The sequence below is a fragment of the Acinetobacter lwoffii genome, assembly GCF_024129355.1.
Classification (GTDB): domain Bacteria; phylum Pseudomonadota; class Gammaproteobacteria; order Pseudomonadales; family Moraxellaceae; genus Acinetobacter; species Acinetobacter lwoffii_I.
Genome location: NZ_JAMXXP010000009.1, coordinates 64,440 through 83,895, shown reverse-complemented (window position 1 = coordinate 83,895; position 19,456 = coordinate 64,440). Strand labels below are relative to the sequence as shown.

Here is a 19,456-nt window from a genome sequence, read left to right as displayed (position 1 = left end):
TAAGCAGGAAGTGGAAAGAAAAAAGAGGGGGCGCTATGAAAAAAATCATGATGTTATGGATGGTCGCCTGTCTGGCTGGATGCAGTTATTTTGTCTCGATGGATGAACTGGCCAGAAATATTCAAACGCAGATGCAACGTGAATTTAATTCCAATCGAGATTATCAACATTATCGTTTTACCGTAAAAAAAGTCAAAATTGTCCAGCGTCAAGGGAATGAGTTTCAGGCCATTTCTCATCTGAATTATCAGGGTGAGGAATATCCCATTCATGTAAAAGTCTTTAAGGTGGATGGGGGGTATAGTTGGTCGATTGAAGATGATGCTTTTGCTTTTATTGATGAAATTGAAATTGAAAAATATCGTCAGCAACTGGATCGGGAATTACAGCAACTGGCCTCAGCCTTGGATGATCTGGAACCTGTAGATGAACCAAACCAGAATGTCTCCGGCTCGCTGATCACACCAGTGGCTGAACCCGCATTACAAGATGTTTCTTATCAAGAAGAGCCGATTCCGGTGGGTAATATTACGGCGTATACGCAATAACTCATGCGCAATCTCTATAAAAAAGCACCGATGATCGGTGCTTTTTGTGTTTAGGATTCAACTTGTTGATGTTCTCGAACATAATCTTCGGTACGCTGCATCGCTTCCTGAATATTAAAGAGTGCAGTTTCTACATCTTTCAAGGTTTTGGCATTACCACCGCTTAAAGCCTGACGCCATTTACGTGCACCCGGCAAGTTCTGGAATAGTCCCAAAATATGACGGGTAATAATGGATAAAGGTGCACCTTCGGCGATGCGATGAGCAATATAAGGTAGCATCTGTTGCATGATGTCAAAACGGTCTGGTGCATCCAGATTCCACAGTTGGCCCAGTTCAGCCAGTAAGTAAGGATTATGATAGGCTTCGCGGCCAATCATCACCCCATCCACATGTTTGAGATGTTCCAGCGTTTCGGCATAGGTTTTAATTCCGCCGTTGATCTCGATGAGCAGATCAGGACGATCCTGTTTTAAACGGTAGACATCTTCATAACGTAGGGGTGGCACGTCGCGGTTTTCTTTAGGTGATAGACCTTTTAATAAGGCAATCCGCGCATGCACGATAAAATTATTGCAGCCGGTTTTGGCCACGGTATCGACAAAATGCAGCATCTCTTCATAAGATTGCATATCATCAATTCCGATCCGGTGTTTTACGGTCACTGGAATATCCACCGCATGACGCATTTCAGCAATACATTCTGCGACTAGATCAGGCTCCGCCATCAGACAGGCACCAATTTTATTATTTTGTACCCGGTCACTTGGGCAGCCTACATTTAAATTGACTTCGTTATAGCCCCAGTCCTGTGCCATCTTGGTACAAGTGGCGAGATCTTTTGGATTTGAGCCACCGAGTTGCAACACGATTGGCTGTTCTTCCGTATTAAAGTCCAAATGACGTTTGGCATCACCGTAAATGATTGCACCCGTAGTAACCATTTCGGTGTACATAATCACATTCGGGTTAAAAAGACGTGCAAAGAAACGATAGTCTTTGGTAGTCCAATCCATCATCGGTGCAACACTGATTCGAGGATTCTGTGTGTTGCTTGGTTTTGATAAAATACTCATTGAAAATCAACCTATTGAATCAGTGTTGTGTTGAATTTATTTGCATCTATTTCATCTTTTTTTGCTCTTTTTAAAATTTGATTTACGCCATAAATACGCCATAATAAGTAAAAATATCATAAGGCGTAAAAATGGGTACAATCACGCAGCGTAAGTTAGTCAATGGATCAATACGCTATCGTGCTGAAATTCGAATCAATCGAAAAGATTTACCAATATATAAAGAAAGTAAAACATTTGGATCGAAGAAAGTTGCAGCAATTTGGTTAGCAAAAAGGGAAGCTGAAATAGAAGAAAATCCTGAAATTTTGTTTGGTCAAGAAGATGTAATAGATCTAACTCTTTCTAACGCTATTTCGAAATATTTGGCGGAAGTGGGAGCTGAGTATGGACGAACTAAAACATATTCACTCAAACTTATTCAGAAGTTTCCAATCGCGCGGCATGTTATCACAAAAATTAAATCGACTCATATTGCTGAACACGTGGCCCTACGCAAAAAGGGCATTGAAGATCTAGGACTTGACCCTGTTGCATCTAGTACACTCCAGCATGAGTTGTTACATATTAGAGGGGTGCTATCTCATGCAGCGGTGATGTGGGATATAGATATTGATCTAAATGCCTTTGACAAAGCGACAGCGCAATTACGAAAAACACGCCAAATTTCTTCAAGTCAGAAAAGAGATAGGCTCCCGACCAATGATGAGCTGATGGCACTTACAAAATATTTTGTACAAAAATGGCGTAATCCGAACTATAGCTATCCAATGCATTTAATTATCTGGTTTGCGATCTACTCATGTAGACGTGAAGCGGAAATCACTCGAATGAAATTAATAGATTTTGACAGGCATAACAACTCATGGAAAATACGTGATTTGAAAAACCCAACGGGCTCTAAAGGGAATCATAAGGAGTTTAATGTATTACCTCAGTGTAAAAAAATTATTGAGCTTTTATCGGAGCAGGAAGTTAGAGCTAGAATGTTGAAAAGAGGCTATGGCGATGAATATCTGATACCTCTTAGTCCAAAAACAATAGGTGGTGAATTTAGAAAAGCTTGTAAGTTGCTTGGAATAGATGATTTAAAATTCCATGATTTGAGACATGAAGGGTGTACCCGTTTAGCTGAGCAAGGTTTCACTATCCCCCAGATACAGCAAATTAGTTTGCACGATTCATGGGGGAGTTTGGAAAGGTATGTATCGGTTAAACGAAGAAAACAGACCCTTAATTTTGAGAATTCGTTAGAGCTGACTTCGTAAAAATTTCATACTCTTTAGCTTGTTCGTTGTAACGTTTGTCTAAAACAAAAGCTAAGTCAAAAATATCAACTAAGTATGGTGATTTTTGACTTTCATCTATCTTGTAGCAAATAAATGGAAATTCCTTTTTTCTCGCTTTTTCTAATATTTTTGCTTTACTTAGATGGGGGTAATACATGGCTGCCACTTGTTCAAGAGTGGGAGTCATGGTTTTAAATTGCATGAATAAATAGTCTGATAAATTCATTTTTACTGTACTCATTTGGGAACCTTTTAAAAGAATGTTAATTTTTCGAATTCTTAGTACATAGAGCTAAGGTCTAGGTAACTAAATCAACTGAAATAATTGTAAATAAGATGAAATGGGTAATAATTCTGAAATAAGGGGAACTTTTTTAAGAATACACACTTATGCCAAAACTTAACGATTTTCAAAACAGCACAGTCAGACTATTAGATTATTTATATTTTCATGATGTTGTAGCCATGCAGGGCTTCTCAGAAGAGAAGTCAAGTATATATAGTCAGTTATTAGCAGCTATTGATTTATTGGCTTATCGAAGGTCTGAAGGCGCGTTGATAAGGGAACATTACAAACATTTGTTATTAATAGGAGTAGATTTTGAGTTAACTTTTGGAAAGGGTGAATTAATTAAAGATGATATCTATTTTAAAATGCAAGAAAAATATCGTGCCTACCTAATTCAACAAATAGAGTTATTGGGTTTTCAAATAGAACATTATAAGCAAGATTTAGATGAAGTATTAATCCAAATTCCAATCCAGTCAATTACTAGTGCTGCTGCTTTTAAAATTGTAAGTCAAGTTCTATATTTTGAGTACGATAATATAACTATAGGGGTGCTTAGTAAATTTCTAGATTTTAATTTTTTAACATTAGCTAAATATCAAAAAAAGAATAAAGTCATCAATGAGAGTTTTTTAAATAAACTTTTCTATAGGGCGATGTTATTTCTAGAGTTTGACATTTTTAAAAATAACTTAATTGCAGAGTATTATTCCGAAGATCAGATTGTTAACTTAAATGATTTGGAAGATTATGAAAAAGTAGCAGCTGCCATTAAGGCTAGGGGGAAGGCCAAGTCATTAAAGGGGATTGAATATGATGGATTTTATAAGCTAAAGACTAAGAATGATCTGAAGAAGTTTCTAATAAATATTGAAGAGCGATTAGGACATAATCCCATTTTCTCAGATAGTTCGGCTAATTGGATTGCCTTAATCGGTGCATGGCATTTGATACTTAAGAAAGGTAATAATCTCGATAAACCATTGTTCAAAGAGTCCCCTCAATATATTGTGGACTCGGATATCTCATGTGCCAAGCTCGCAAGAAAAAAATTAGCTGACTTTGGTTTCTCTGTGTCTGAAAAAACTATATTTGACTGCTACGATCGTGTCTATGACATTTACACGCTTATACGTATAACTGTAGAATGCTTGGTTGAAGAAAAAATGTATGGAATGAATGAAAGAGTGTTCATTCATGATTTTTACTATAATCCAAATTCTAATGCATTCTTTAAGAAGCAGTTACAAGCAGCTAAGGCTAAACTTTAAAATATTAGAGCATGCTTATTTATACAGGTTGAATAAACAAACACTATTTGAGAGCGCTATTCAGTCCAGTTGTAAATGATTCGAATCAGTTTAATTCAGATGTCATTGAACGCCAGCTTGCTCATGCGCCAAAGAATAGAATTCGCTCGGCATATAACCGAGCGCAATATTAACCAAGGGGGTCAGTTTTTAAATGCCGTTAGGGGGGCATTTTTACACTACCGAGGCTTTGTTGTATAAATATGTAAGTATCTGATTTAAATAAATTTAACTTTGGATCAAAAAATAATCAAAACTTTTTAAATCATATAGTTATGAAATCTTTGTGCAACAAAGCCGTTTAAAAGTGCTTTAAGCAAAGTGAATATGAGCTTAAATCAATAAAATTTTATTAAGATACCTATTTTCATTAGGTCTGCACGCACAAACCCAATCTTAGTTATATAATGGACTAGATTGGGTGTGACTGGTGGAAAGATTATTTTTACAAATATAGGTTTTCTCCATCGACTGAACAGCATTCTTTGGCATAGGTTTCATTGATGAGTCTTTCGATCATTTGCTCTTCGGTCAGACCATTCTTGAAAGCTAATGTAAGCAACGCTTCTCTAGCTCTTTTAGTTAATGCGTAATAGTGAGGTTTTTTCACCTTTTTCTCCTCACGGTGCTTTTTTTGATACCACGCGTTAGATAATTTTTTTCTTAAAGCATAGTGAATATTTTCATCTTCATAATAGATAATATCAAATATTGAGTTAATTAAAGTCTCATATTCAGATACATGTGATGCATCTCTTCTGTATCTCCTAAATTCTGAGTTTTCATTAATATACTTTTTAGCCCATACAAAAAAATCAGAGCATGATGATTTAAAATGACTGTTGAATTTTGTGTATATTTTGTCAAATCGATAATATATATTTTCAATTGATCTAGAATTTTCATAATAAAAAGGGATTGTATAAGCCAGATAAAGGAGCTGGAAGTATAGATTTTTTATATCTAAAATTAAGCGATCTCCTTCTTTTTCATTCAAGACTTTGCATGCAAATTGTAAGAATCTTTGATTATCTTTAATTTTATTAAAGTCAAAAGAATGTATTGTGATTCTAGATTGAAAATCCTTTAAATCACGTAAAAAATAATAGATATCATCATCACTACTATTATTCATTTCATCAATTATAAATTTACTTATGTTCCTGAGTTTATCTAGGCTGTTCAGTTTTGCGATGTCTTTTTCTATAGCATCGTTACTCTCCCGTATTCTGCGATTGTTATCAATATTTGGGCGATGATAGACAAACAGTGCCCAGATAAGATCTTCATCTCTAAGTTGTGTCAGATATGATTTAAGATTGTCTAGTTCAGAATTGCGCATTTTGTATCCTATTTTAAAAAAGCTTACGTCATACTTTAGGTAATAAAAACAATACTTTCTACTAAGTTTTTCACTCTATTTCCCCTTGTTTTGCACTATATTTTTAAAAGCTTTCTACTAGGGAATAAGGGTGTTATAAATAAAAAATGTTTAGGCAATATAAGTTTTTAATTTAATTTTTTTATAACTAAAATTAGGTAATAAAACGATATAGTCTAAAATTAATTTTATTCCTTAATTCTAGCTTTTAATGAGGGGTAGGGTATTAAAAAATCTTTGTGAAATACGGGAAAATTGTATTTGAGGTTTTATATTTTATTTTGATTTACTGATAATTTGGTTTATTTTAAGCTTTGGTTATTAATCTAATCGTTTATTAGTTAATACCTTGTTAAGAAGTAAAACGTATATATATACTGAATTCCCTATCTCTTATGTAACTATCACACACATAGGTTCAAACATGAGAGCTTCAATTAATCAGGCACAACTTACACTTGATATTGAGAACTTCTTAAAATGTCTAAAAAGAAGAAGTAGGGAATGGGATGAATTCTATTCACAGCTTACTAATCTGTTATTAGACTTTAATGATATTTATGATCCTGATGAGGAATACACAGGTTATCTTAAATTCTTTGTAATTCTGAGATATGACTTACAGAGAATAGATTCCGATTATTTTGATCTTATGGATGAGCTAAAGATAATTGGGTATAGAGAGATGAGAGCGTGGTTTTTAGATTTATCTGAGGATTTTGAAAAAGATTATAAGATGATCGAAAAACAGAAAGATGAAAATAAACTTGAAGTGCAGGAATATTGTGAGTCAATAATTGGTAAATATAGCCGAATATTAGTTGCTCGGGTGGACTTGGGTTATTTACAAGAACATTCTAGTCGCATCAGAGTTGAAGATATTTATAATGATTTGGATATACTGCTTAATCGTATCCAGAATAAGGATGGCATATTTAAACATGTGATCGGGTATATATGGGGAGTGGAGCAAGGCGGTAAAAGTAAAGGTTTTCATTGCCATTTAGCAATCATTTATGATAATGCCTATCGTGATGGAAGCGCGGCATATTGGGGAAATGAAATTATTGAGCTATGGAGGGATATTACTAGAGGTTATGGTCAAGGCTATAATTGCTGGAACCGTGAACGTGTAGCGAAACTTCGAAGAGAGAATAAGCTAGGGATCGGTGTGATTTATCGTCGTGATTCAATCCAAGTGACAAATTTCATTGAGGCAATGGAATACATTGCTGATCATCACAAACGTACTCTTCAATACTTACGTGTAAAGCCAAAAGGACGAAGAGTATTTGGTAAAGGTCAGTTAAGAGCGCAGTATGATAGACGCTAAATGAAAATAATCTCAGATATACATTATCTAGATGAAAACGAGTTTTTTAACTTTGCAAGGCTTGCCCATCGGTGAGCTTTTGTCATTTCTAGAGGTATATATTATGAGTTTAAATTGTCCTTATTGTTTTTCCGATCAGGTTATTCAAGTGGTTAATCAGCAGGTGAATGGTTCTGATTCTACGGGTCTAGCAGCATCAGCTTCGTTTGCTACCATCGGTGCATCCATTTCAAAGGGTTTGCCACTGCCTGTATCACCACTGCTTGGCGGGCTTGCAGGTGCAGTCATTGGTGGCCTATTTAGTAGTGTGTTTGATGAGCCGAAAAAGCCGATCACGCTGACGTATTACCATTGCAATCACTGTCAGCAAAACTTTCGTTGAATCATCATAGGAGATAAGAACGATGGCACATCAAATCGAACAAATCGCCTATGTGGGCGAAACCCCTTGGCATGGTCTCGGTAATCAGCTGAGTCCGAATCAACCACTGGAAGTCTGGGCACAGCAAGCCGGGATGGACTGGCGGATTGAATCGTCGAACGTCAGCTATATGGCACAGAATGAGCGTGGTCAGAGCATTATCATGCCATTTGAAGAACAGCGAGTGTTGTATCGTTCAGATACCCATGCACCTTTATCTGTAGTAAGTCAGCGTTATCAGGAAGTTCAGCCTAAAGAGATTCTGGAGTTCTACCGGGATCTGACAGAGCAATCTGGCTTTGAGTTAGAAACCGCAGGGGTTTTGAAAGGTGGGAAGAAGTTCTGGGCTTTGGCACGTACCGGGCAAAGTACCGCGTTAAAGTCTAAGGATGTCAGTAATGGTTATATCTTGCTGGCTACTGCATGTGATGGCACGTTGGCAACGACAGCACAATTCACTAGTATCCGGGTGGTCTGTAACAACACTTTGGCGATTGCTCTACGTGGACAGAGTAGTAGTGCAGGTGTGGTGAAGGTTCCGCATAGTACCAGGTTTGATGCAGAGAAAGTGAAACAGCAATTGGGTATTTCAGTTCGTGCATGGGATGAACACATGTATGAGATGAAACAACTCACACAGCGTAAAGTCAGTCAACAGGAAGCGAAGGCTTACTTTGATGCCGTATTCAACAACAGCACCATGTCAATTTCCGATCCTGAAGAAAACATTATTCAGTTCTATCGTAATGTCGCACAGCAAGCTCAGGAGAAAAAGCCTGAACCGAATGGTCGTGCCATGAATAAAGCTTTAGAGATGTTTAATGGTCAAGGTCGTGGGGCTGAATTGTCATCAGCTAAAGATACGGCTTATGGCTTACTGTGTTCGATTACAGAATTTGTGGATCATGAACGACGAGCTATGAGTACAGATCACCGTCTTGATTCAGCTTGGTTTGGTGCAGGTGCGGGGGTGAAACAACGAGGATTGGAGCAAGCACTTGCTTTGATCGCGTGAAATTAACTAACTCACTTATGTTGAAATCAAGTCACCCCAAACAAATGCTCATCAGAGCACTCATGTAACCCCTCTCAATTAAAACAGCAAACAAATCGCCATACCCGACCTTGTGTCGGGTATGGCTTTTTTATGCATTTCTTTTACAGAGATCAGAATTTATAAGGATAATTCCATGAATCAAATTGTATCTATTTCCCATCAGCCTACGACGGTAGGATCAAAGATTGTAGTCAATCCAACCATCACCACCAAACGCTCAACAGCAGCCAAGCGACTGGTCAACACCAAAGGGATGGAATATCAGGACTGGCTTGAAGTTCGTAAACAAGGTATCGGTAGCAGTGATGCAGCGACTGCCTGTGGTCTCAATCCCTACATGTCGATGCTGGAACTCTGGCTGATCAAAACCGGACGGCAGGCTCAATCCATAGAAGATGAAAGCTCAGGTGTAGCACCGCTGTATTGGGGCAAGCAGCTGGAACCTTTGGTGGCAGAGTTCTATAGCATGCACACCCATAACAAGGTGCGACGGATCAATGCAGTACTTCAGCATCCTGATCCCGATAAACACTTTATGTTGGCCAATCTGGATTACAGCGTAGTCGGCAGCGATGACGTTCAGATCCTAGAATGCAAAACAGCAGGCGAGCATGGAGCAAAATTGTGGCGTGATGGTGTGCCTTTATATGTGCTGTGTCAGGTGCAACATCAACTGGCGGTGACTGGTAAACAGGCAGCGCATGTTTGTGTCTTGATCTGTGGGCATGAAACCAAGATCTTCAAAGTGATACGGTCTGAATCCGTGATTGAGCATATTGTTAAAGCAGAACGATATTTCTGGGAGTGTGTAGAAAAGGATATGCCGCCATCAGTCGATGCCAGTGAATCCGCAGCTAAAGCGATTCAACAACTCTATCCAGCGCATGTACCTTTAACCGTAGAGGATCTCTCGCAAAATGAAAATGCCAATTTAATGTTCGACAAACTCATCAAAATGAAGGAAGAGATTCAGCATCAGCAGGAACGCTTTGACCAACTTAAACATGAAATTCAGATGATGATGCAAGACAAGGAAAGGGCTGTCTTTGCAAATGGCTCAGTAGTCTGGAAGAAAGCGAAGGACTCCATCAGTCTCAACACCAAGGCATTGCTTCAGCACCAGCCTGAACTCATCGAGCTTTATCCACTTCAAAAGCAAGGCAGTCGTCGATTTAACATCTATACCGACTAAGCCCTATTTACACAGCACCAAATCAAAAATTCACAAAAATCGCTCCCCGCTCTCTACCCTTCGGTAGAGAGCAAATCGGTCGCGATTTCTGTAGCACTTTATCTGGCTCTACATTCTTTGGGTAACTTATTTGGTCCTTGTTCCGACCTACATATATAGACCCAAATTTGTAAGGTAATACATTAAGGAATATCAACATGATTAAAGGTTTAGCAATTACCCCTCCAATCCTAGGGCGTATCAGTATTGGTCGGATGATCGAGAAGAATGGTAAGCGATTGCCTGAAAAAGATGACCAGTTCACCATTACTTCACAGATTCAAAGCAAAGAGGGGTGGATCAAACATCCATTAGATGATCAGCTTCGAGCCAATACGCCTAATCAAAAGTTGCGCTCAATCCCCGTCAGAATGATCTTTAATGATCCTGATCTGAACTTACGCGCTGAATACAGCCTGTTTGACCGACAGACTGGAAGACCTGTCTGTGTCGGTAATGGTGAAACCTGCCAGCGATTAACCAATCAAGGCGTGGAGCAACATCCCTGTCCATCCCCTGATTTATGCCCATTGGCTCAAGGCGGGCATTGCAAGCCCTACGGGCGTTTGCATGTGAACTTAGATGAATCGGATGAGTTTGGTACCTTCATCTTTAGAACTACAGGCTTTAATAGTATTCGAACTTTGGCTGCACGGCTCAGTTATTACCATGCAGCTTCAGGAGGCTTGTTGTCATGTCTACCCTTGCAATTGATATTGCGGGGCAAGAGTACGACACAAAGTTATCGTCAGCCTGTGTATTACGTGGATCTAACTTTAAGAGAAGGGATTAGCTTGAATGAAGCGATTATTCAGGCGAAGCAAATGGATGAGCAGAGTAAGCAGGCAGGGTTTTATCAGGAGGCTTTGGATTTTACTGCCAGGAAGGGCTTTGGGAATGGAAGGATGGACGTAGACATGGAGGAAGGCTTGGAGGTAGTTAAGGAGTTTGATATAGATGAACTTATTGAATCTGAACCCCTGCAAACTAGAACCAAAAAGGGATCTAAATCAGGGCCTAAGTTCCATCAGGGAGAGGGTGTTGTACAAGAGATTCAGAAAAGCTTGCAGCAGAATGTACGGGTTGTAAATTAAAAAAACTTAAAGAGAACAGCGAGTTCTCTTTAATTTATTTATTTTTTTGCTTGTATTAAAAAATAAATAAGATGATTGAACCTAATACCAAACGATACCAAGCAAAAACTTTTAAAGTATTTTTTTCTACAAATTTAACCATGGCTTTTACCACAAGCAAAGCTGCGATGAATGCGGTTACAAAGCCTATGGAAATATTCAATAAATTTTCTGAAGTTAAAACATCAACGTTGCGAAATATGTCATAAGTAGCGGCACCAAGCATTGTTGGTATGGCAAGGAAAAAAGAAAATTCAGTAGCTGCTTTACGTGATAAACCCGCCAACATCCCCCTAATAATGGTTGCACCAGACCGTGAAGTCCCTGGAATCATCGCAAGACATTGAACCAAACCAATAACAATGGCCTGTTTGAATCCAATATTGGTTGCCTCAATGGTTTGGACTTTAAAATTTTTAGCTTCTACAGCAAAAATTAACAGTGCACCAATAATCAGTGCAGATGCAACAACCGAAGGACTGAATAAAACTTGTTTAATAAAATCAACAGCTATAACTCCGATCACTACTGCAGGAATAAATGCAATGAAGACATTTATCGCAAAACGTCTCGCATGGTAATCACCTGATATAAAACCATGTAGTAGATTAATAATTTTTTTACGGTAGAGCCAACAAACGGCTAAGATTGCGCCCAGTTGAATGACAACTTCAAAGACACGGCCTGAGTCTGAATGAAAATCAATTAAATGGCCAAATAAAATTAAATGACCAGTACTGGAAATGGGTAAAAACTCCGTTAAACCTTCTATAAAACCTAAAAATAAGGCTTTAAGTACTGAAATTATATCCATAAATAAAGTGAGTCACAGAATAATAATAGCCATCACTTTTAAGATATTTTTCTGCATTTATAAATTCACTGAGCCAAATTTTTACGCTTTCTTTACGCGGCATCCAAAGTTATGGATAGAGACTTTACGGTTTTATTTTTCATACTAGATAGTGGAATATCCCAATGCTTAGGATGAAAAACATGAGTGCGGTCATTCACGCGCATCAGCAGGTACAGCATCAAAAAAATTGCGTTGTACAAAACAATCAAAATATATCTTATTTCAACTTCTTTAAGCAGATTTCAGCTCTGAAACATAGGAGTGAAATGCCATGTTAGAGTTTGCTTTGCTTTTAGGCATCGTCTTTGTTCTGGCTTATCCCTTGGGTAAATACCTCGCAGCAATTATGCACAACCGCGATATGAAAATTGATCCTCTATTCAATTGGATTGAAAAGCCCATTTACGCGGTTTTAGGAATCAATCCCAAACGGGGGATGAATGTCAAAACCTATTCATTCAATTTTGTCATGAGCTGTGCAGTGATCGGTTTGGTGACTTGGACTCTATTTATGGTTCAAGCTAGCCTGCCGTTGAACCCAAACCATGCACCGAATATGTCATGGGATTTGGCGCTGCATACCATGATTTCGTTTCTGACCAACACCAACCAGCAGCACTATTCAGGACAGGCGCAACTGTCATATTTATCGCAAATGGTCGGCATTGTCGGCTTGCAGATCATCACGCCGATGATGGGCCTGGCGATGGTGGTGGCTACAGTTCGAGCACTGTTCTACAAACAATCCAATGCACTTTCTGAAACCGATCAACAGACCAGCTTTAAGCATAAAGTGCAGCAAATTAATGTCGGCAACTATTGGGCCGATGTGATTCGTCCGACGTTCCGCTTTCTGATTCCTTTATGCATGGTTTGGTCATTATTGCTCACTGGCCAAGGCGTACCATCGACTTTTCAAGGCGGCCCAGAAGTTCAAGTCATCGACCAAAGCAGCGAATTAACAACGCAAAAAATACCTTTAGGCCCTGTTGCGCCCATGGTAGCAATTAAGCAATTGGGCAGTAATGGTGGTGGCTGGTATGGTCCGAACAGCAGTGTACCTTTGGAAAATCCGACACCATTGTCAAACTTTCTGGAAATGCTTGCGATTTTACTGATCCCTGTTTCGGTGATTTTTATGCTGGGCTTTTTCACCAAACGCGCCAAATTCGCAGGCTTGGTCTTTGCTTCAATGCTGCTGATGTCGATCATTTCTGCGACTAGCGCTATCTGGTCAGAAAGCCTTTCATCGAATTCGACATTGCTTTCCGCCATGGAAGGTAAAGAAGTGCGTTTTGGCGAGGCATCATCTGCTTTGTGGTCAGCGGTCACCACCCAAGTCAATAACGGCTCAGTGGATATGATGCATGATTCATCTGCACCGCTCACAGGTATGGTGCAATTGTCCAATATGCTGATCAATGCCATTTGGGGCGGAATAGGCTGCGGTTTGCAGCAATTCATAATTTATCTGTTTTTAGCGGTCTTTATTGCAGGCTTAATGACCGGCCGAACCCCAGAATTGTTTGGCCGCAAAATTGAAGCCGGTGAAATCAAGCTGCTCGCTGTTGTGATTTTGATCCAACCCATCGTCATTCTTGGTTTAACCGCAATAACTGTATTTTTCCCTGAATTGACGGGCAACAGTAATCCGCAATACCACGGCATTTCTCAAGTTCTGTACGAATATGTGTCTGCATTTGCCAACAATGGCTCAGGCTTTGAAGGGCTATCAGACAATACCGTGTGGTGGAATGTCACATGCGGTATTGCTTTATTGCTCGGCCGTTTCCCGACATTAATTATTCCTTTAATCATCGCTACACGTTTAGCTGCCAAACGCCAAGCACCTGAAAGCAGCGGCAGTTTAAAAGTCGAAACGCCAACATTCGCACTGACTTTAATTGCCATTGTGGTGATGTTGACCTTATTGCAATTTATGCCAGTCCTGGTCTTGGGGCCAATTGCTGATCATCTGTTATTGGTTCAAGGTTAAGGGTGAGTACAATGAATCATTCAAAACAAACTGTTCAAACACAGCAAAACACTATCGCTTCAACCTTATTTCAAGCTGAATCATGGAAAAATGCCTTTATTAAACTGCTACCGCAGCATGTGATTAAAAATCCGGTGATGGCCATCGTTTGGCTTGGGACGCTGATTACACTGGTTAGTACAATTTTGGGGCAAGCCAGTCTGGTTTTTGGCTTATTGGTGACATTGATTTTATTTGTGACTGTTCTCTTTGCCAATTATGCTGAAGCCCTTGCCGAAGCTAAAGGCCGCGGACAGGCGTCATCCCTGCGTCAAGCGCGTCAAAATTTGACGGCGCGCCGGATCCATTCTAAAGATGATATGGATGGGGTGCAGATTTCAGCGGCTGAATTGAAAATGCATGACTTGATTGAAGTGCGTGCAGGGGAATTCATTCCCGCAGATGGTGAGATCATTCAAGGCTTTGCTACGATCAATGAAGCTGCTGTAACAGGTGAATCTGCGCCGGTACTGCGTGAAGCGGGCACGGATAAATCAGGGGTGATTGGGGGAACCAAAGTCTTAACCGACCGGATTATCGTTCAAGTGACGGCAGAGGCGGGAAATAGTTTCCTTGATCGAATGATTGCTTTGGTCGAAGGCTCAAACCGTCAAAAAACACCGAATGAAATAGCTTTAGGTATTTTACTGACCGTGATGACTGTGACTTTTATCATCGTCGTGGTCAGCCTGCCGTTGATTGGACATTTCCTGCATATTGAAATCAGCCCGATTTTATTGGTGGCGCTATTGGTCTGCTTGATTCCAACCACCATCGGCGGCTTATTGCCAGCTATTGGAATTGCAGGGATGAACAGAGCGCTCAAAGCCAATGTGATTGCCAAATCAGGCAAGGCGGTTGAAGTTGCAGGCGATATAGATGTTTTACTACTCGATAAAACCGGAACTATTACTTACGGTGACCGTCAGGCGACTGCTTTTTATCCCTTAACAGGAGTGACGGAGTCTGAACTTCGCCAAGCGGCGGTACTGACTTCTTTGGCCGATCCAACGCCAGAAGGTAAATCGGTGGTTGCTTTGGCCAAAGAGCAAGGTGAAAGAGTGGCCGAGCCTGAACAGGCTGAGTTTATCGCTTTTAATGCGTCCACACGCATTTCAGGCCTTAACTTGGCGGATGGTCATCAAGTGCGTAAAGGCGCTATGGATGCCATTCTTAAATTCGCTTCGCAAAACCTTGAAAATCATGCCGAACTGAAAGCGCGCGTAGAACAAATAGCTTCAAAAGGGGCAACGCCGCTGGTCGTGGCTAAAGATCAGAATTTGTTGGGTGTCATTGAACTATCAGACGTGATTAAGCAAGGCATTAAAGAAAAATTTGCGCGCTTACGTGAAATGGGCATTAAAACTGTGATGGTGACCGGAGATAATCCGCTCACAGCAGCGGCCATCGCAGCAGAGGCTGGTGTGGATGATTATATCGCTGAAGCGAAACCAGAAGATAAACTCACATGCATTCGAACCGAGCAAAACAAAGGACATTTGGTAGCGATGGTCGGTGACGGTACTAATGATGCACCGGCGTTGGCCCAAGCAGATATTGGCTTAGCCATGAACTCGGGAACGCAAGCAGCCAAAGAAGCAGGCAATATGGTGGATTTAGATTCTGATCCAACCAAATTGCTATCTGTGGTTGAAATAGGCAAACAGCAACTGATTACTCGCGGTGCATTAACCACCTTTTCCTTGGCGAATGATGTATCAAAGTATTTTGCAATTTTGCCGGCATTATTCGTCGCGGCAATTCCGCAAATGCATGTGTTAAATGTCATGCAACTAGGCAGTTCTGAAAGTGCCATCCTGTCTGCGCTGATCTTTAATGCGATCATTATTCCTCTGCTGATTCCAATTGCACTGCGCGGTGTGAAATTCAAACCTTCGACATCTACCCAATTATTGCGCCGCAACATGCTGATTTATGGTGTGGGCGGGGTGCTGCTACCGTTTATTGCCATTAAAGCGATTGATCTGCTGATCAGTCCAATCTTGGCCCTATAAATTTTTTGAGGATGACAAAGTGAATATGCAAAATCATCAATTGGCAGACTCATCATGGGGTGAGAAACTGCGCGCTTCGTTTGGAATGACCATCATTGCTCTAGGCTTATGCGGCTTTGTATATAGTGCTGCTGCAACCAGCTTAGGACAAATGCTCTTTCCAAAACAAGCCAACGGCAGCTTGATTGTCGAAAATAATCAAGTGATCGGTTCACGCTTAGTGGCACAGCCTTTTGCCCAAGTTCAATATTTCCATCCGCGTCCATCTGCCGCAAATTATGATCCTATGGCGATGGCCGGAAGCAACATGGCGAGAACCAATCCTGAACTGCAGAAAGCCATAGAGGAACGGCTGAATCGAATCGCAGCGAAGGAACAGATTGAAAAATCTAAAATTCCTGCGGATCTGGTCACCGCTTCAGGCAGCGGCATCGACCCTGAAATTAGCGTGCAATCAGCCATGATTCAAGTGAAGCGGATTGCCCATGCACGGCATATGCCTGAACAGAATATCGAAAAACTGATTCAGTCGCATACGGTTCAGCCGATTTTTGGGATTTTAGGGCAGGCACGTGTCAATGTGCTTGAATTGAATTTGGCTTTGGATCGGGGCGGGAAGTGATATGAATGGCTTGATGATTAAAATATAGTGATTGAAAGCTATTGAATAATCTGAATTAAGTTATATACGATTGTTGGGCGAGGGGATGTTCTATACCTCCGCCCAACGGTGGCATCCATATTGCCCAGCAATAGCCAAGCTGACTTTAGACGCATTTAAATGAATTTAAAAACATCTTTTAAAGCAATAAATAAAGATTACTTCTATGACTGATCCACGAACCAATAAAGCCGATGTTTTGCTGCAACATACACAGCGTTATCAGTCTGGGCGGCTGACGATTTTTTTAGGCGCAGCTCCGGGCGTGGGAAAGACCTTTGCCATGCTGGTTCGTGCGCATGAACTGGCGCTGCAGGGTATTAATATCGTCATTGGCTATGTAGAAACGCATGGCCGTAGAGAAACTGAAAATTTAATTTCTGGTTTAGATATAATTCCGCGCAAGGCTATTGAATATCAAGGGCAGCATCTGGAGGAAATGAATCTAGATGCCGTTTTGGATAAAAAGCCCAGTATTGTTTTGGTGGATGAATTTGCCCACACTAATATGCCCGGCAGCCGTCATGAAAAACGCTGGCAAGACATCAATGAATTATTAGATGCTGGTATTGATGTTTTTACCACCATGAACATTCAGCATTTGGAAAGTTTGAATGATGTGGTATATCAAATCACTGGGATTCGTGTCACTGAAACCGTGCCAGACCGGGTGTTCGAACGGATTAGAGATATCCGCTTAATTGATTTGCCTGTGAATGAGCTGTTGGAGCGCTTAAACCAAGGGAAGGTTTATGTGCCTGAGCAGGCGGAACAGGCCTTACAGCGATTTTTCAACAGCTCCAACTTAACGGCACTGCGTGAACTGGCAATGCAAACCGTTGCCAATTATGTTGATAATGATGTACGCGAAAATTTCGCCATTCAAGGGCTTGCTCAAATCCCCTTAAAAAATCATGTCTTAATTATGATTGATGGCAAAGGGCATTCTGAAGCTTTAGTTCGGACTGGATGCCGTATTGCCGAGCATCGTGCGGCAAACTGGACGGTTGTTGCTTTTTCTCATGATACGCAAATCATGAATAAACAGGAAAACTCGCAAAGCCGTGAAATAGAACGGGCTTTAAACTTAACGCGTCAAATGGGCGGAATGACAGAAGTCCTTTACGGCCAGCAACATGCTAAAACTTTATTTGATTATGTGATGGACCGCGGCATTTCAACCTTAGTTTTAGCGCAAGCGGCTCCGCAAAAGTTTTCGCTGAATTTAAGGCTCAATTTGATTGATCAATTACTGCAATACCGGCCCAGTTTTGAACTCAGTATTGTGCCGATTATTGCAGAGAATAAGCATCTGTCCTTTTTCACTCAAAGGGCATTCTTGTCGCTGAGAGAAATACAGTACGTACTAGCCACCACGGTCATCAGCATTGTGATTGCAAGCTTAGGGGAAAAGTATTTAGGGATTGAAGATCTTTCGGTGATTTTTATCACCGCTGTGGTTTTTGTGGCATCAAAAACACGGATGCTGGCTGCAGCTTTTTCAGCCATCCTATTCTTTCTAGCTTATAATTTTTTCTTTATTTCCCCGCAATTTACATTTCAGATTTCTGCACATCAGGGGATTGTCACCGTGATTGCATTTTTGGGCGCGGCTTTAATTTCGAGCCGATTAGCGTCACGTTTGAAAGAACAGGTGACTGCACTCAAAACGGCGAACAGTTATAACAGTATTATGCAGGATTTAGGGCAGAAGCTGTCCACAGCATTAGATTTGGCACAAATCAAGGAGATTGCTGAACATAGCCTGCGTAAAAATCTCAATGCAGATGTCTGGCTGTATTTCCCAGATACTGCAGCAACTCAAGCATCATCCACTATCATGAGTAATAAAGAAAAAATTTCAGCCGATTGGACATTCAAAAACCATCAACCGTCCGGTCGCTTTACCCAAACCTTGACGGAAAATGAGTGGTGGTTTTTGCCCTTATTGGCTTCCAAGCAATGCTTAGGCGTGGTGGGGTTGAAACTTAAAGATGTGCAAGCAGTAATCAATACGGAGCAAAAACAGCTCGCTGAACTCATGGTAGAGTATCTTGCGCAGGCGATTTTCCGCACCCAGCTGACCAAGGCTTTGGAAATAGCCAATGTGAATTCTGAAACGGAAAAATTGCGCTCGGCATTATTATCATCCGTATCGCACGATTTACGCTCGCCTTTGGCGTCGATGATTGGAGCAGCGGATACTTTGAGCACTTACCGCCATTCCATGAATGAAAATGATCAGGACAGCTTGCTGGAAGCGATTCATTTAGAGGGGGAACGTTTAGACCGCTATATTCAAAACCTACTGGATATGACCCGTTTAGGCCATGAAGGCTTAAGCTTGAAGCGGGACTGGATTGGAGTTGATGAACTGATCGGTTCAGCAGTGCGCCGTTTAAACCGTTATATGCCAGATGCATTGGTTGAAGTGCATGCGCCTCAAGAATCTTTGAGTTTATTTGTACATGCCGCCTTGATTGAACAGGCCATTTTTAATGTGCTGGAAAATGCCGTAAAATTTTCACCAGAGAATAAAGCTGTGATGATTGAGGTGCAGCAGGTGAATGAAAATGAGATCGAAATTGCCATAACTGATAAGGGGCAGGGTATCCCGGAAGGTGAGCGGGAACGCATTTTTGACATGTTTTATACCATGCAGCGCGGTGACCGCGGGCAATATGGTACAGGCTTGGGCTTGACGATTGTGAAAGCGATTGTGGGTGCGCATATGGGGAAAATCATGGCATCATCAGGCAAGAACAATCAAGGAACATGTATCCGCATACAGCTTCCTATTCAGCAAATTACTTAAAGCATC

At 40.7% G+C, this 19,456-nt stretch carries 16 protein-coding genes and 1 pseudogene; 13 read left to right on the top strand and 4 right to left on the bottom strand.

All coding sequences use genetic code 11. The features are described from left to right. Positions 1-35: 35 nt before the first annotated feature. Positions 36-548, top strand: coding sequence for a hypothetical protein (locus NI468_RS07085; protein ID WP_004281611.1), 513 nt, complete (start codon positions 36-38; stop codon positions 546-548). Between the two features lie 50 nt (positions 549-598). On the opposite strand, the gene dusA is transcribed toward NI468_RS07085, so the two are convergent. Beyond that, the gene (dusA, locus tag NI468_RS07080) at positions 599-1,624 is read right to left on the bottom strand and encodes a tRNA dihydrouridine(20/20a) synthase DusA (protein ID WP_253100942.1); all 1,026 of its coding nucleotides are present in this window, start codon (positions 1,622-1,624) and stop codon (positions 599-601) included. 131 nt (positions 1,625-1,755) lie between these two features. On the opposite strand from dusA, the gene NI468_RS07075 reads away from it, so the two are divergent. Then, positions 1,756-2,892 carry a site-specific integrase gene (locus NI468_RS07075; RefSeq protein ID WP_010115612.1) on the top strand — a complete coding sequence of 379 codons (1,137 nt, stop codon included), beginning with the start codon at positions 1,756-1,758 and terminating at the stop codon, positions 2,890-2,892. Here NI468_RS07075 and NI468_RS07070 read toward each other — a convergent pair. Next, complete coding sequence (locus tag NI468_RS07070) at positions 2,858-3,154, bottom strand: pyocin activator PrtN family protein (protein WP_029574588.1); 297 nt, start codon at positions 3,152-3,154, stop codon at positions 2,858-2,860. The two genes, NI468_RS07075 and NI468_RS07070, sit on opposite strands and share 35 nt — an antisense overlap. A 149-nt stretch (positions 3,155-3,303) precedes the next feature. Between NI468_RS07070 and NI468_RS07065 the strand changes: the two genes are divergently transcribed. Next, entirely contained in the window at positions 3,304-4,473 is a 1,170-nt protein-coding gene (locus NI468_RS07065) for a hypothetical protein (RefSeq protein WP_010115610.1), read from the top strand. A gap of 41 nt (positions 4,474-4,514) precedes the next feature. Next, positions 4,515-4,646, top strand: a pseudogene (locus NI468_RS07060) (tyrosine-type recombinase/integrase); the annotation flags it as partial. A 311-nt stretch (positions 4,647-4,957) separates the two neighbouring features. Here the strand turns inward: NI468_RS07060 and NI468_RS07055 are convergent. Continuing rightward, entirely contained in the window at positions 4,958-5,854 is an 897-nt protein-coding gene (locus tag NI468_RS07055) for a hypothetical protein (RefSeq protein WP_045795896.1), read from the bottom strand. 463 nt (positions 5,855-6,317) lie between these two features. Between NI468_RS07055 and NI468_RS07050 the strand changes: the two genes are divergently transcribed. The 5 genes from NI468_RS07050 (at position 6,318) to NI468_RS07030 (ending at position 11,029) form a co-directional block, all read left to right on the top strand. Further along, complete coding sequence (locus NI468_RS07050) at positions 6,318-7,226, top strand: YagK/YfjJ domain-containing protein (protein WP_253100939.1); 909 nt, start codon at positions 6,318-6,320, stop codon at positions 7,224-7,226. A gap of 103 nt (positions 7,227-7,329) precedes the next feature. Then, entirely contained in the window at positions 7,330-7,608 is a 279-nt protein-coding gene (locus NI468_RS07045; protein ID WP_117006646.1) for a hypothetical protein, read from the top strand. A gap of 22 nt (positions 7,609-7,630) precedes the next feature. After that, positions 7,631-8,662, top strand: coding sequence for a DUF932 domain-containing protein (locus NI468_RS07040; protein WP_253100936.1), 1,032 nt, complete (start codon positions 7,631-7,633; stop codon positions 8,660-8,662). A gap of 175 nt (positions 8,663-8,837) precedes the next feature. Further along, positions 8,838-9,896, top strand: a complete 1,059-nt coding sequence (locus tag NI468_RS07035; RefSeq protein ID WP_253100934.1) for a YqaJ viral recombinase family nuclease — start codon at positions 8,838-8,840, stop codon at positions 9,894-9,896. A gap of 197 nt (positions 9,897-10,093) precedes the next feature. Next, the gene (locus NI468_RS07030) at positions 10,094-11,029 is read left to right on the top strand and encodes a recombination directionality factor (RefSeq protein ID WP_253100931.1); all 936 of its coding nucleotides are present in this window, start codon (positions 10,094-10,096) and stop codon (positions 11,027-11,029) included. Between the two features lie 55 nt (positions 11,030-11,084). Here NI468_RS07030 and NI468_RS07025 read toward each other — a convergent pair whose 3' ends face one another. Further along, a complete protein-coding gene (locus NI468_RS07025) occupies positions 11,085-11,882 on the bottom strand; it encodes an undecaprenyl-diphosphate phosphatase (RefSeq protein WP_253100928.1) in 798 nt (265 codons plus the stop codon). Positions 11,883-12,195: 313 nt separating this feature from the next. Here NI468_RS07025 and kdpA point away from each other — a divergent pair, with 313 nt between their 5' ends. The 4 genes from kdpA (at position 12,196) to NI468_RS07005 (ending at position 19,450) form a co-directional block, all read left to right on the top strand. Further along, positions 12,196-13,920 carry a potassium-transporting ATPase subunit KdpA gene (gene kdpA / locus NI468_RS07020; protein WP_062034933.1) on the top strand — a complete coding sequence of 575 codons (1,725 nt, stop codon included), beginning with the start codon at positions 12,196-12,198 and terminating at the stop codon, positions 13,918-13,920. 11 nt (positions 13,921-13,931) lie between these two features. After that, positions 13,932-15,974 (top strand): potassium-transporting ATPase subunit KdpB, encoded by a 2,043-nt coding sequence (gene kdpB, locus NI468_RS07015; protein ID WP_010115594.1) that lies wholly within the window; start codon positions 13,932-13,934, stop codon positions 15,972-15,974. 19 nt (positions 15,975-15,993) lie between these two features. Continuing rightward, complete coding sequence (gene kdpC / locus NI468_RS07010; RefSeq protein WP_004682291.1) at positions 15,994-16,596, top strand: potassium-transporting ATPase subunit KdpC; 603 nt, start codon at positions 15,994-15,996, stop codon at positions 16,594-16,596. A 205-nt stretch (positions 16,597-16,801) separates the two neighbouring features. After that, positions 16,802-19,450: a sensor histidine kinase gene (locus tag NI468_RS07005; protein WP_062034931.1), complete on the top strand. Its 2,649-nt coding sequence runs from the start codon at positions 16,802-16,804 to the stop codon at positions 19,448-19,450. The last annotated feature ends 6 nt before the right edge of the window (positions 19,451-19,456 follow it).